Origin of the sequence: Microlunatus spumicola (assembly GCF_039536445.1) — a bacterium.
Taxonomy (GTDB): Bacteria; Actinomycetota; Actinomycetes; order Propionibacteriales; family Propionibacteriaceae; genus Microlunatus; species Microlunatus spumicola.
This window is the reverse complement of record NZ_BAAAYR010000001.1, coordinates 32,637-46,067: the sequence shown is the minus strand read 5'-3', so window position 1 is coordinate 46,067 and position 13,431 is coordinate 32,637. Positions and strand designations below refer to the sequence as shown.

Sequence of the window (13,431 nt, the reverse complement as noted above, 5' to 3'; positions counted from 1 at the left end):
GGGTTGGTAGTCCCCGTGGTGCTCGTCCTGCGGGTCGTTCTTGTCCTGCTGCGTCGCCGCTGCGACGGTCGCCCCGGGGGTGACGACGGTGCGCGGCGGGAGTGGTACCGGAGCCGGGTGCGCGCTGCCTTCCCCTGCGACGCGCTCCCGGCCCCGGAGTCGGGGCGCCCCTCAGGGCGGTGGGCGGCCGCCGTCGCCGGCGGGCCGGCGCCTCGGGGTGAGGCGGTGCGGGGTGAAGCTGCCGACCTTGGCGTCGGCGACCGGGACCGGGATCAGCGGCTCGATGCCGGCTGGCTCGCCCTCGGCCCGCAGCAGCGCGATCTCGGCCTCGAAGTCGTCGACCGAGCGGAACTGGCGGTAGACGCTGGCGAAGCGGAGGTAGGCCACCTGGTCGAGGTCGCGCAACGGGCCGAGGATCGCGACGCCGACCTCGTCGGCGGGGACCTCGGGCTGGCCGGAGGCCCGCAGGCAGTCCTCGACGAGCTGGCCGAGGCGGGCGAGCTGCTCCTCCGTCACCGGCCGGCCCTTGCAGGCCTTGCGGACCCCGGAGACCGCCTTGTCGCGGCTGAACGGCTCGACGACGCCGCTGCGCTTGACCACGACGAGCTGCATCTGCTCGACCGTGGTGAAGCGCCGCGCGCACACCGGGCACTGACGGCGACGGCGGATGCTGCCGCCGTCCTCGGCGGTCCGCGAGTCGAGGACCTTGGAGTCGCCGTGGCGGCAGTACGGGCAGTGCACGACGGGCTCCTCTCGACCGGCTGGCGACCTGCTCAGCGCCCTCCCTGGGGACAACCCTGGGGAGGACGTGTGGATCAGGCTGTGGACTTCTGTGGGTAACCGACCACAAGTTGTGGATGAACTACAGCGGTGTAACCACTAGATGTAGTGACCCTACGACCGAGGTCCATTCTGCGCAAGAGGACTGACACTTCGGGCGCGGCGTGTCGTGGGGACACGCCGCGACGCGCCGGTGACACGCCGGGGACACGCCCGGGACACGCCGGCGACGGCTCGCCGGGCGGCGATCTGGGCGAGGGGAAGGCGCGACGCGAGGGGTCCGACCCGCACGCGGTGGGCGCGACCGAGCGACCGCCGGGCCGGAGGGCGCGCGCGGGAGGGAGCGGTGGTGACGGGGCGACGCCACGGGGACCGCGGCGCGCCAAGGCTCAGAGCAGGTTGCGCAGCACCGTGTAGACGATGGCGACGACGAAGAAGGCCGCGAGCCGCTGGCGCTGGGTCGTCCTGACGAGACGGGTGCGCAGACCGGCCGGCGGGCGGACGACGGGCCCGCCCAGGGCCTCGACGACCCACAGCACCCCGAGGACGCCCAGCACGGCGATCCCGACCAGCGCGACCGGGTTGAAGGCGAAGGCCGCAGCGACGTCGCCGTGCAGCAGCGCGCTGCCCATCCGGGTACCGCCGCACAGCGGGCAGTCCCAGCCGGTGACGACCCGGAACGGGCAGCTGACCCCGACCCCCGTGGTCGCGTAGAGGGCGCTCAGCCCGAGGCCGAGCGCGAAGAAGCCGGTGAGCGGCCGGAGCGCGCTCGTGGCGCGGAACCCGACCCGGGCACCGCGGTCGACCTCGAGGTGCGCCACGCCGCCATTCTGCCGCGACCTGGGGCCGCGCGGACCCGGCTCGCCCTAACGTGGGCGACGGGCCGGCCGACCGGACCGGCCGCAACGGCACCGAGGAGCAGCGTGAGCGACCAGCCGCCCGACCGACCGCTCTCGGGTGGGGACGCCGCGGACCGTCGCCCCACGTCGGCCGGGCCGTCGTCGTCATCGGGCTCCCCCACGTCCGCCGGACCCTTCTACGGCCCGGTGCGTCGGCACCCCGCCCCCACGGAGGGCCGGCCGGACGGGCGCCCCGTCCCACCGCGGCCGGCCGGCACGCCGGGTGCCGCCGCCCCGCTGTCCCCGGCGGCCTCCGCACCGCACCAGGGGCTCGCTCCCGCCGGAGCTCCCGCTCCCTGGCCCCCACCCGGCTCGGGCTGGTCCCCCGCGGGTCCGCAGCCGCCGGCGTACGGGTCGTGGTCCCAGACGCCACCGATGGTCCAGCCGTGGGGTCACGTGCCCCCGGGGACCTTCGCCGGTGGCTGGCCGGTCCCCCTGCGCCGCGACTACGCCTCCTGGGGACGCCGAGTGGCGGGCGCCGCGATCGACGCCGTCCCGGGCTGGGTGGCCGCGACGGTGCTCGCCGTCGCCTACCTGCCGACCTACCTCGGCTTCTTCCGCGGTGACCTGACCGTGCCGCCCCGCTACGGCCTGCTCGTCGTCGGCACGGTGCTCTACCTCGGCGCCTTCGGGCTCGCGGTCTGGAACCGCTACTTCCTCGCCGGCCGCACCGGCCAGACCATCGGCAAGCGCATCATGAAGACGTGGCTCGTGGGCCGGGCGTCGGGGCGGCCGATCGGGCCGCTCGACGCCTTCGTCCGCGACCTGCTCCACGTGCTGGACGGCGCCGCGTACGTCGGCTACCTCTGGCCCCTCTGGGACGACGAGCACCAGACGCTCGCGGACAAGATCGCGCAGACCGTCGTGGTGCGGACGCCGGTGCCGCCGCTTGCTCCGCACGAGCGCCGGACCTGAACCGCCGGCCGGCAGCCGGCGGGCGTCAGGGCTGGACGAGGACGGGAGCCGACGCCGAGCTGTGGCTCGGGCTGTAGCCCTCGCTCGTCACGCGGAGCGCGGTCAGCCCCACGACCGCGATGCTCGCGGCCACCAGCGCGGCCGCGACGACCAGCACGACGGCCAGGCCGCGCTCGGTGAGGTGCCACGTGCGGGCGACCGGTGCCGCCGCGACGCCCTCGCACGCCCGGGGGCCCGGTCGACGTCCGGCGACGGCCGGCGCCGTGAAGCGCACCCGGCGCGGGCGTGCGGTGGGGCCGACTCCCGGACCGGGGCGCCGGGGGGTCGTCCGCGTGGGCGCAGGGCCCGGGCGACCCACCCGCACCTCGGTGCTCGGTCGGTCCAGGACGGGCTCGGCGAATGCGACACTCATCGTGATGCTCCTCAGCGGGTCGGGCGTCCGGTCGAACGTAGGTTCGATCGAACGCGTGTTCGATGTGTATCGCACCGCAGGCTCGAGCGCAAGCACATTCGAATCGGTGTTCGACGACGTCATGTCCCAGAGCACACCAGAGGGGTCTGACAAAATCCGTCGGGCGCGGGTCCGGCGGGCGCGCACCAGGTGTCGTCGGGCGCGCACGTCAGAAGTGGAACGCCGGTCGATCGGCCTCCCGCCAGTGCACAGACTGCGGGGCTCCAGGCCGGCCCGATTGGGCGGCCGTTGCACATCCGGCCGCGACACGCTCGAACAGGTGTTTGAATGTGTTCGACGTCATCCCTAAAGTGCCGTTCATGGCTCACGACGACACGCCTGACACCCCGCTCTCCGCACCTGAGCGTCCCGGCCGACGCCGAGGGCGGCCCACCAAGGCCGAGGTCGCGGCGCAGCTCGGCGAGTCCGCGTCGGTCAGCTCGCTGCCGGACGGGCCCGCCGACAGCACGGGCCTCACCCCGCGCCAGCGTCGGATCCTCGAGGTCATCCGCGACACGGTCGAGTCCCGGGGCTACCCGCCCAGCATCCGCGAGATGGGTGAGGCGGTCGGCCTGGCCAGCTCGTCGAGCGTCTCCCACCAGCTGCGCGCGCTGGAGCAGAAGGGCTTCCTGCGCCGCGACCCCAACCGGCCGCGCGCGCTCGAGGTGCTGCTGCCCGGCGAGGACCGGCGTGCCGCCGCATCAGCCCCGGCCGCGCCGTCGCTCCCGAGCAGCCGCCCGCGGCTCGTCGAGATGGACGACTCCGGCGTCAACGCCTACCCCGAGCCCGTGCACGTGCCCGTCCTCGGCCGTATCGCGGCCGGCGGGCCGATCCTCGCCGAGGAGCGCGTGGAGGACGTCTTCGCCCTGCCCCGCCAGCTCGTCGGCGAGGGCACGATGTTCACCCTCGAGGTCCGCGGCGACTCGATGATCGACGCCGCCATCTGCGACGGGGACTGGGTGGTCGTGCGCCAGCAGCCGAACGCGGACAACGGCGACATCGTGGCCGCCCTGCTGGACAACGAGGCCACGGTCAAGACGTTCAAGCGGGAGCCCGGCCACGTGTGGCTGCTCCCCCACAACCCGGCCTACAGCCCGATCGACGGCAACCACGCCACGATCCTGGGCAAGGTCGTCGCGGTCCTCCGCCGCCTCTGAGCGGTCTGCTCGCGCGGGCGCGCCGCCGTCGAGCGGCGCGCTAGTCGCGCTCCGCCAGCCGACGCAGCGCGCCCACCGCGGTCTCGCGGTCGGTGGTCTCCCACATGTCCGGCATGGACGCCCGCAGGAACGAGCCGTAGCGGGCCGTCACCAGCCGCGGGTCGAGCACCGCGACCACGCCGCGGTCGCTGCTCCTGCGGACGAGGCGACCCGAACCCTGGGCGAGGAGCAGCGCGGCGTGCGTCGCCGCCACGCTCATGAAGCCGTTCCCCCCGGCGTCGGCCACGGCCTTCTGCCGCGCGAGGGTGAGCGGCTCGTCCGGCCTCGGGAACGGGATCCGGTCGATGATCACGAGCTGGCAGGTCGCGCCGGGCACGTCGACGCCCTGCCACAGCGAGAGCGTGCCGAAGAGGCTCGTCGTCTCCTCCGCGCTGAAGCGGCGGGTCAGCTCCGAGAGCTGGGCGTCGCCCTGGCACAGGACGGTCAGCTTGGGCAGCTGGCGGCGTACGTGCACGGCCGCCGCCTCCGCGGCCCGACGGGACGAGAAGAGCCCGAGCGTCCGGCCGCCGGCAGCCCACACGAGCTCGGCGATCTCGTCGAGGACCTCCTTGGACATGCCGTCGCGCCCGGGGGTCGGCAGCGTCCGAGCCACGTAGCGGATCGCCTGGTGGCGGTAGTCGAAGGGCGAGCCGACGTCGAGGCCGCGCCACGGCACCACCGCGTCGTCGGCGGACGGATCGTCCGCGCTCGGTCCGACGTACGCCTCGGGGGCGTCGTCGCGGTCGCGCGCCCGGAGGCCGAGGCTGCTGGCGCTCGGCCCGAAGTCGTCGCCCAGCTTGAGCGTGGCCGAGGTGAGGACCACGGTCCGGTCGCCGAACACGGCCGAGCGCATCAGGCCGGCCACGGAGAGCGGGGCGACCCGCGCCTCGCGCCCGGACCGCTCGCGCTCGGTCACCCACACGACGTCGTAGACGGACAGCGCCGCCATCCGCTCGGCGACGTCGAGCACCTCGCTGACGGCCGCGGCGGCCTGCCGCTGCTCCGGGCTCGCCTTCTCGGCGCCGGTGGTCAGCCCCGACACGGCGGCACGGGCGGCCGCGCGGACGCGCTGGGCCGCCGCGACGAACGCCGACGACGGGTCCTCGACCCGCTCCAGCGGCGACTCGTCGAGCGCGGTGCGCAGCTCGTCGGCGGACTCGAGCAGGTCGAGGGCGGTCTCGTCGGTCAGGAAGGTGACCGCGCGCTTGCCGACCCGGTCCACCTGCTGCGGGCTCAGCTCGCCGGACGCGGCGCCGGTCACGCGTGCGACGAGCTCGTGCGCCTCGTCCACGACCACGGCGTGGTGCTCGGGGAGCGCCGTGCCGCCGTGCATCGCGTCGATCGCCAGCAGCGCGTGGTTGGTGACGACGAGGCTCGCGGACCGGGCGCGGTCGCGGGACAGCTCGACGAGGCAGGACTCGCCGTACGGGCAGCGCTGGGCCCCCAGGCACTCGCGCACCGGGACGGACACCTGCTGCCAGGCGCGGTCGCTGTGCGCGGGCGCGTCGTCGCGGTCCGCGACCCCGCCCGTCGACGCCTGGTCCTCCGCCCACTCGCGCAGGGCCAGCACCTCGGTGCCCAGGGCCGACTCGGCCGTGGCGCTCGTCCGCGCGGTCGCGGCCAGGTCGCCGGCGGAGATGAGCGTGCCCTGGTCGGACGTGCCGCCGTCGCGGACCCGGAGCAGGCACGCGTAGTTGCTGCGGCCCTTGAGCACGGAGAACTCCGGCCGCTTGCCCGTCACGTGCTCGACGGCGTCGAGCGCGGTCGGGATGTCGGCGTGCGCGAGCTGGGCCTGCAGGGCGAGCGTCGCGGTCGCCACGACGATCCGCTTCCCGGGGTTCTGGGTCAGCCAGACGAGGGACGGGGCGAGGTAGCCGAGCGACTTGCCCGTGCCGGTGCCGGCCTGCACGAGCAGGTGGCGCCCGTCCTCGAACGCCTGCGCGACGGCGTCGGCCATCGCGTGCTGGCCCGGCCGGTCCGCCCCGCCGATGCCGGCGACCGCGTCGTCCAGCACGCGACGGTGACCGGCAACGGGCGCGTCCGGACCCGCAGCCGTCGCCGACGGTGCCGTGAGGGTCCGCTCAGCCACCGCGGACGGTCGGGTCGAGGCTCTCGCTCCCCCGGTCGAAGGCCGCCAGCTCGCCGGCGAGGTCCGCGTTGACACGCGCCACGACCAGCGTGCCGTCGCCGGTGTGCTCGGTCGTCAGCAGCTCGCCCGCCTGGTGGACCCGGTCGAGCAGGTCGCCGCGCTCGTACGGGATCAGGGCCCGGACCTCGACCTCGGGCCGCGGCAGCCGGCCCTCGACCGTGCGTCGCAGGTCGTCGATGCCCTCACCCGTGCGAGCGGAGACCACGACCGCGTCGCGATGACGGGAGCGGAGGTTGGCGATCGCGTCGGGCGTGGCGAGGTCGGCCTTGTTGATCACGATCAGCTCGGAGACCTTGCCGGCGCCGATCTCGGACAGCACGTCGTGCACCGCCCGGATCTGGCCCTCGGGGTCGGGGTCGGAGCCGTCGACGACGTGCACGAGGAGGTCGGCCTGCGCCGACTCCTCGAGCGTCGACGCGAAGGCCTCGACCAGGTCGTGCGGCAGGTGCCGGACGAACCCGACGGTGTCCGTGAGCGTGAACACCCGCCCGTCCGGCGTGGCCGAACGACGCGTGGTCGGGTCGAGCGTGGCGAACACCGCGTCCTCGACCAGGACGCCCGCGCCGGTGAGCCGGTTCAGGAGGCTGGACTTGCCGGCGTTCGTGTAACCGACGATGGCGACGGACGGCACCTGGTGGCGCCGACGCTCGGCCCGCTTGGTCTCGCGGGTCCCGTCCATCTCGCGCAGCGCGCTCCGCAGCTTGGCGATGCGGCTGTTGATGCGGCGCCGGTCGGTCTCGAGCTTGGTCTCACCCGGTCCGCGACCACCGATGCCCGCACCGCCCGCGGCCCGGCCACCGGCCTGGCGCGAGAGGTTGCCACCCCAGCCGCGCAGCCGCTGCTTGAGGTAGTTCAGCTGGGCCAGCTCGACCTGGGCCTTGCCCTCGGCGCTCTTGGCGTGCTGGGCGAAGATGTCGAGGATCAGCGCGGTCCGGTCGATGACCTTGACCTTGACGCGGTCCTCCAGGTTGCGGAGCTGGGCGGGGCTCAGCTCGCCGTCGCAGATGACGGTGTCGGCGCCCGTGGCGACGACGACGTCCCGCAGCTCGGCGACCTTGCCGGAGCCGATGTACGTGGCGGGGTCGGGGACCTGGCGCCGCTGGACGAGGCCCTCCAGGACCTGGGAGCCCGCGGTCTCCGCCAGCAGCTTGAGCTCGGCCAGCGAGTTGTCGATGTCGACCTGGCTGCCGGTCGTCCAGACGCTGACGAGGACGACGCGCTCGAGCAGCAGCTGGCGGTACTCGACCTCGGAGATGTCGGCGAGCTCGGTCGACATGCCGCTGATGCGGCGGAGCGACTGACGGTCGGCGAGGTCGAGCTGGTCGCCGTCGGCGCCGTCGGTCTCGGGGGGTGCGGGCGTACGCGTGCGCCGGACGGTCTCGACCACCAGCTCGTCGTCGGTCCGGGCGTCGTCGTCGAGCCCGTGGGATTCGGTTCGAGGCAAACTCATCGTGCTCCCCAGAGTCTCATGCGGGGCCAAGCGGAGGCACCCCGATTGACCGTCGTCCACAGGGCTCCTTCCCCGTGGCCGCCGTCCGGAACGCGCCTGGGGAGCACCGGCCCGCCCTCGTACGCCGTCGTGTCGATTCGGCACGGCGGGCCGCTCTCGCTACGCTGGTGGCTGACAACGTTGTCGGAATCCGACCTCCACCGGAAGAGACACCTGTCGTGAACACCTTCGTCCTCATCGTCATGAGCGCCCTCGGCCTCGTCTGCCTCGGCATCCCCGTCACCGCCGTCGTCGTCGTCTACCGCGACGAGCTCCCGGGTCTGGTCGACCGGGTCCGCCGCGCGCTCGCCTTCGACCCGCACCACCCGTCGCTGCGCTACCGCGACGCCCGCTGACCCGAGCCCGCCGGAGGGCGCCTCGGGGCGCGAGCCTCAGGCGTTCGGGAGGCTGACCTCGCCGTGCGCGACCAGCACGGCGGGGCCGGTCAGGTGGGCGTTCCCGTCGGCGAGCTCGACCTCGACGCGGCCGCCCGGGACGTCGACCGTCCAGGTCCCGTCCCCGTTCCCCGCGCGGGCCTGGCTGGCGGCGGCCACGGCCACCGTGCCCGTCCCGCAGGAACGGGTCTCCCCCACGCCGCGCTCGAACACGCGCATCGCCACGTGGCGCTCGCCGACCTGCTCGACGAACTCGAGGTTCACGCCCTCCGGGAACGCCTCGGCCGGCTCCCACACGGGGGCGCGGGTCAGGTCCAGTGCACCGACGCCGGTCCCGAAGGCCACGGCGTGCGGGTTGCCCACGTCGACGGGCGTCGCGTCGTACGCGGAACCGTCGGCCGTCGTGACGCGCACGGTGCCCGTGCCGACCGTGACCGCACCCATGCCCACGCGGATCCGTCCGTCCGGCAGCACCGACGCCGGCTTGAGCCCGGCCCGGGTGGCCACGTCCACGTCCGGCCCGGTGGCCAGGCCCTCGTCGAGCAGGTAGCGCACGAAGACCCGGACGCCGTTGCCGCACATCTGCGCGATCGACCCGTCGGCGTTGCGGTAGTCCATGAACCACAGCCCGGGGTCGCCGTCCCACTCGGGGACGTGACGCGCCAGCACCACCCGCAGCAGCCCGTCGCCCCCGATGCCGGCCCGGCGGTCGCACAGCCAGCGCACGTCGTCGTCGGACGGCGCGAGGACGTTCTCCCGGTCGAGCAGCACGACGAAGTCGTTCTGCGTCCCGTGCCCCTTGCTGAACCGCCACCGCCGCACGCGTCGATGATCCCACCCCGCGTACGGGGTGCCCGACCTCAGTCCGCCGGGCTCGACCCCACGCGGCCGCGACCCTCCGGGCCGGTGACGACGAGCGTCGCCTCGACGAGGTCCGGCCGGTCGTGGTCCAGCCAGGTGATCCGCTCGTCCTTGCGGAACCACGAGTCCTGCCGCCGCGCGAACTTGCGCGTCCCGACCACCGTCGCCTCCCGGGCCGCCGCCTCGTCGAGCTCGCCGTCGAGGTGCTGCAGCACCTGCCGGTAGCCGAGCGCCCGCGAGGCGGTCAGGCCGTCACGCAGCCCGGCCTGCTCGAGCAGCCGGACCTCCGCGACGAGGCCGGCCTCCCACATCGCGTCGACGCGCCGCCGGATCCGCACGTCCAGGACGTCGCGGGGGACGTCCAGCCCCACCTGCACGACGTCCGGCAGGGCGTAGCGCCGTTCCGGGAGCTCGGCCGCGTACGGCTGACCGGTCAGCTCGCCGACCTCCAGCGCGCGGACGACCCGGCGGCCGTTCCCGGGCTCGATCCGGGCGGCGGCCGCGGGGTCGCGGGCCGCCAGCCGGGCGTGCAGGGCCTCCGGCCCCAGAGCCTCGAGCTCGGCCTCGAGCCGGGCCCGCAGCTCCGGGTCGGTCCCGGGGAACTCGAAGGCGTCCAACACCGCGCGGACGTAGAGGGCCGAGCCGCCGACGAGGATCGGCACGACGCCGCGGGCCAGGCAGTCGGCGACCGCCGCGCGGGCCATGCCCTGGAACTGGGCGACGGTCGCCGTCTGCGTCACGTCGAGCACGTCGACGAGGTGGTGCACGACGCCCGCGCGCTCGCGTTCCGTGGGCTTGGCCGTCCCGACGTCCATCCCCCGGTAGACGAGCATCGAGTCGGCGTTGACCACCTCGGCCCGCTGCCCCCGCGCGCCGTACGCCTGCGCCAGCGCGACGGCGAGCCCGGACTTGCCGGACGCCGTGGGGCCCACGAGCACGATCGTCACGCGGCCAGTCTGCCCGTGCGCCGCACCACCTACCCTTCACGCATGGGCATCTTCGACAAGGCACGTGAGGCGCTGCAGCAGCACGCGGACAAGATCGACCCCGTGGTCGACCGCCTCGCCGGCGAGGCCGACAAGCGCACCGGCGGCAAGCACGGCTCGCACATCGAGCGCGGCGCGGACCTCGCCAAGGACAAGCTGGGCGACCTCGCCCGCGGTGGCGACGCGTCGGAGCCCGGCCAGCCCCGCTGACGTCCGCGAGGGTCAGCGCAGGCTGCTCCCCGCCCGGTCGACCACGGCCGTCCCGCCCGCCGATGCCGTCCCGTGTAACGATCCCGTCCCCTGGACGGCACGCGCCAGCTCCGCCACCTGCGCCGCGGTGCTGGTCCTCTCCGCCTCCGCGGTGACCGCCGCGGCCCGGGCCTGCTCGACCCGCTCACGGGTCAGGCGGCGCACCTCGGCCAGCTCGGTCCGCCGGTTCCGGGCCCGCAGCAGTTCGCGCACCAGCAGACCGGCCGCCACGACCGCCAGCACGAGCAGGAGCACGCCCAACGCCGCGACGTCGGTGGCCAGCAGGACCAGGCCGAGCACCAGCGCCAGCCCCGCCCCGACGCCGGGGACCAGGAGCCGGGCCCGCGGGGTGGTGCGCTGCTGCACGGCGAGGGCGTCGAGCTGCGCGAGCCGGGCGCGGTCGGCGCCGTCCGTCCCGACCTCCACGTCGCCGAGGGGCGTGCGCGCGACCGTCGGGCCCGGGCGCTCGGCCGCCACCCGCGCCGCGACACCGGCCGCCGCGGCCTCGAGACCGGGACGCGCCCAGTCCGTGAGGACGCGACGCGCCGCGGGGCTCGTGCCCGGGTCGAGCAGGGCCCGCCGGACCAGGTCCGACGTCCCCGTGCGGGGCGGCTCGGCCCGCGGGTCGGGCTCGGCCGCCCCCGGGTCCTCGATCCGGGCGCGCAGCACCCGGGCGCGCTCGAGCAGGGCCCGCTCGTCGCCCAGGCCCGCGCCGACGAGCGCGTCGACCAGGGTGCGCAGCGCCGGACGGTCGTCCGGGGCGGACGCGTCGGACGCCGAGGGCGGTACCCACCCCGGGTCGAGGAGCTGCTGGACCCGCCGCAGGGTCGCCACCGGGCCGGCGACGTCGACCGAACCGGCGGCGAACGCCTCCCAGCCCTCGGCGGACCCGTCCAGGTCCGGCGGCCGGGCGTCCCCGAGCACGTCGCCGTAGACGCCGTGCACCACCGCGTCCCACAGCACCACCTGGGGCGCCGCGAGCGCGCCGTCGGACACGAGCAGCGGCGGGACGCGGGCCGCGACACGCTCACCCCGGCCCAGCCACCCGAGCGCCGCGACCACGAACGTCTCGTGCTCGGGCCCGGCCGTGGGCGGACCGGACGTGGAGGCACCGCCGCCAGCGAGGCCCACCACCTCGTTCGCCGCGTCGGCCAGCCAGTAGCCGGTGTCCCCCGCGTCGACCACGTCCGGCGTCCGGCCCTGCTGGAGCGCCTCAAGCGCGGCCACCACCTCGCGCCGGACGGCGGCCGTACCCGCGTACGCGGCCAGCTGCTCGCGCACGTCGCCCAGCTCGACGTAGGCGTCGAAGGCGGTCGAGAGGGCCTGCAGGCGCGACTCGATCGAGCCCTGCAGGGTCCGGAGCTGGCTGCTCAGCCGGGCGGACTGCGACGCGGAGGCCGAGGCGGAGCGCTGCAGCCCCTCGAGCTCGTCGCGCAGGAGGTTGTCGCGGCCGTTCTCGCCGGCCCAGAACCAGCTCCAGTCGTCAGGCATGGCAGCAGGGTGCCAGCCCGGAGGCTCAGCCGCAGGCGGGAGCGGGAGCCAGCGGAGCCGGGACGCCCAGGCTTGGCAGCCCGAGGCTCACCACGGGCCGTGCCGGGGTGGCACCGGCCTGCCGTGCGGCCCAGGCGTCGCCGCCGCGGGTGCGCCGCAGGTCCAGCAGCCCCTCGTCGGCGGTGAGGTGGTGCGGCGCGGCGTAGGTGACGACCACGTCGGCGACGTCGCCGGGCCGCGGCTGGTCCGCCGGGTCCTCGGGCACGCGGACGTGGACAAGCCGGTTGTCCTGCGCCCGCCCGGACATCCGCGAGGTCGCGGCGTCCTTGCGCCCCTCGCCGTCGGCGAACATGACCTCGACCGTGCGTCCGACCTGCGCGCGGTTCTCCTGCCAGGCGACGTCCTCGACGACCGCGACGAGCCGCTCGTAGCGCTCCTGCACGACCGCGCGCGGCACCTGGTCCGGCATCGTCGCGGCCGGCGTGCCCGGACGGATCGAGTACTGGAAGGTGAAGGCCGCGGAGAAGCGGGAGGCCGCGGCGACGTCCAGCGTCGCCTGGAAGTCCTCCTCGGTCTCGCCCGGGAAGCCCACGATGATGTCGGTGGTGATCGCCGCGTGCGGCAGCGCGGCCCGCACGTCGTCGATGATGCGCAGGTACCGGTCGCTGCGGTAGGAGCGGCGCATCGCGCGGAGCACGCGGTCGGAGCCCGACTGCAGCGGCATGTGCAGCTGGGGCATGACGTTGGGCGTCTCGGCCATCGCCGCGATGACGTCGGGCGTGAAGTCGCGCGGGTGCGGCGACGTGAAGCGCACCCGCTCGAGGCCCTCGACCTCGCCGCAGGCGCGCAGCAGCTTGGCGAACGCGCCCCGGTCCCCGAACTCGACGCCGTACGCGTTCACGTTCTGCCCGAGCAGCGTCACCTCCTGCACGCCCTCGGCGACGAGCATCTCGATCTCGGCGAGGATGTCGCCGGGCCGGCGGTCCTCTTCGCGGCCGCGCAGCGACGGCACGATGCAGAACGTGCACGTGTTGTTGCACCCGACGCTGACCGAGACCCACGCGGCGTACGGGCTGTCGCGCCGGGTCGGCAGCGTCGAGGGGAACCGTTCGAGGGACTCGGCGATCTCGACCTGGGCGGCCTCCTCGACCCGGGCCCGCTCGAGCAGCGTCGGCAGGGAGCCGATGTTGTGGGTGCCGAAGACGACGTCCACCCAGGGCGCGCGCCGGGTGATCTCGCCGCGGTCCTTCTGCGCGAGGCAGCCGCCGACCGCGATCTGCATGTCGGGGTTGGCCACCTTGTCGCGGCGCAGCAGCCCGAGCGTGCCGTAGAGCTTGTTGTCCGCGTTCTCGCGCACCGCGCAGGTGTTGAACACGACGACGTCGGCCGTGCCGGTCTCACCCTCGGCCTTCGCGTAGCCCGCCTCCTCGAGCAGCCCGGCCAGGCGCTCGGAGTCGTGCACGTTCATCTGGCAGCCGTGGGTGCGGATCGCGTACGTGCGCCGGGCACCCTCCGACGCGAGGTCGGGTGCGGCGGAGGTCGTCGGGGTCGCGGTGAGGGTCATGGCCCA

General features: G+C 75.0%; 13 protein-coding genes. 4 read left to right on the top strand and 9 right to left on the bottom strand.

Translation table 11 applies throughout. The annotated features are described in order from the left end of the window. Positions 1-171: 171 nt before the first annotated feature. Both nrdR and ABD665_RS00210 read right to left on the bottom strand, forming a co-directional pair. Complete coding sequence (nrdR, locus tag ABD665_RS00215; protein WP_204912776.1) at positions 172-741, bottom strand: transcriptional regulator NrdR; 570 nt, start codon at positions 739-741, stop codon at positions 172-174. A gap of 428 nt (positions 742-1,169) precedes the next feature. After that, a complete protein-coding gene (locus ABD665_RS00210) occupies positions 1,170-1,601 on the bottom strand; it encodes a DUF2752 domain-containing protein (RefSeq protein ID WP_204912777.1) in 432 nt (143 codons plus the stop codon). Positions 1,602-2,054: 453 nt separating this feature from the next. On the opposite strand from ABD665_RS00210, the gene ABD665_RS00205 reads away from it, so the two are divergent. Further along, entirely contained in the window at positions 2,055-2,594 is a 540-nt protein-coding gene (locus ABD665_RS00205) for an RDD family protein (protein WP_204912778.1), read from the top strand. Between the two features lie 25 nt (positions 2,595-2,619). Here ABD665_RS00205 and ABD665_RS00200 read toward each other — a convergent pair whose 3' ends face one another. Further along, entirely contained in the window at positions 2,620-3,006 is a 387-nt protein-coding gene (locus ABD665_RS00200) for a hypothetical protein (protein ID WP_204912779.1), read from the bottom strand. 359 nt (positions 3,007-3,365) lie between these two features. Here ABD665_RS00200 and lexA point away from each other — a divergent pair, with 359 nt between their 5' ends. Next, positions 3,366-4,202, top strand: coding sequence for a transcriptional repressor LexA (gene lexA, locus ABD665_RS00195; protein WP_204912780.1), 837 nt, complete (start codon positions 3,366-3,368; stop codon positions 4,200-4,202). A 40-nt stretch (positions 4,203-4,242) separates the two neighbouring features. On the opposite strand, the gene ABD665_RS00190 is transcribed toward lexA, so the two are convergent. Both ABD665_RS00190 and hflX read right to left on the bottom strand, forming a co-directional pair. Beyond that, positions 4,243-6,255, bottom strand: a complete 2,013-nt coding sequence (locus tag ABD665_RS00190) for an ATP-dependent DNA helicase (RefSeq protein WP_344740616.1) — start codon at positions 6,253-6,255, stop codon at positions 4,243-4,245. Positions 6,256-6,322: 67 nt separating this feature from the next. Continuing rightward, positions 6,323-7,840, bottom strand: coding sequence for a GTPase HflX (gene hflX / locus ABD665_RS00185; protein ID WP_204912781.1), 1,518 nt, complete (start codon positions 7,838-7,840; stop codon positions 6,323-6,325). Between the two features lie 218 nt (positions 7,841-8,058). On the opposite strand from hflX, the gene ABD665_RS00180 reads away from it, so the two are divergent. Continuing rightward, a complete protein-coding gene (locus tag ABD665_RS00180; RefSeq protein ID WP_204912782.1) occupies positions 8,059-8,235 on the top strand; it encodes a hypothetical protein in 177 nt (58 codons plus the stop codon). A gap of 36 nt (positions 8,236-8,271) precedes the next feature. Here ABD665_RS00180 and dapF read toward each other — a convergent pair whose 3' ends face one another. Both dapF and miaA read right to left on the bottom strand, forming a co-directional pair. Further along, positions 8,272-9,096 (bottom strand): diaminopimelate epimerase, encoded by an 825-nt coding sequence (gene dapF / locus ABD665_RS00175; RefSeq protein WP_204912783.1) that lies wholly within the window; start codon positions 9,094-9,096, stop codon positions 8,272-8,274. A gap of 38 nt (positions 9,097-9,134) precedes the next feature. Beyond that, positions 9,135-10,082, bottom strand: coding sequence for a tRNA (adenosine(37)-N6)-dimethylallyltransferase MiaA (gene miaA, locus ABD665_RS00170; RefSeq protein WP_344740611.1), 948 nt, complete (start codon positions 10,080-10,082; stop codon positions 9,135-9,137). Between the two features lie 42 nt (positions 10,083-10,124). On the opposite strand from miaA, the gene ABD665_RS00165 reads away from it, so the two are divergent. Beyond that, positions 10,125-10,331 (top strand): Rv0909 family putative TA system antitoxin, encoded by a 207-nt coding sequence (locus ABD665_RS00165; RefSeq protein WP_204912784.1) that lies wholly within the window; start codon positions 10,125-10,127, stop codon positions 10,329-10,331. Positions 10,332-10,343: 12 nt separating this feature from the next. Here ABD665_RS00165 and ABD665_RS00160 read toward each other — a convergent pair whose 3' ends face one another. Beyond that, complete coding sequence (locus tag ABD665_RS00160; protein ID WP_204912785.1) at positions 10,344-11,861, bottom strand: hypothetical protein; 1,518 nt, start codon at positions 11,859-11,861, stop codon at positions 10,344-10,346. A 25-nt stretch (positions 11,862-11,886) separates the two neighbouring features. Further along, positions 11,887-13,425 carry a tRNA (N6-isopentenyl adenosine(37)-C2)-methylthiotransferase MiaB gene (gene miaB, locus ABD665_RS00155; protein ID WP_204912786.1) on the bottom strand — a complete coding sequence of 513 codons (1,539 nt, stop codon included), beginning with the start codon at positions 13,423-13,425 and terminating at the stop codon, positions 11,887-11,889. Positions 13,426-13,431 lie beyond the last annotated feature (6 nt).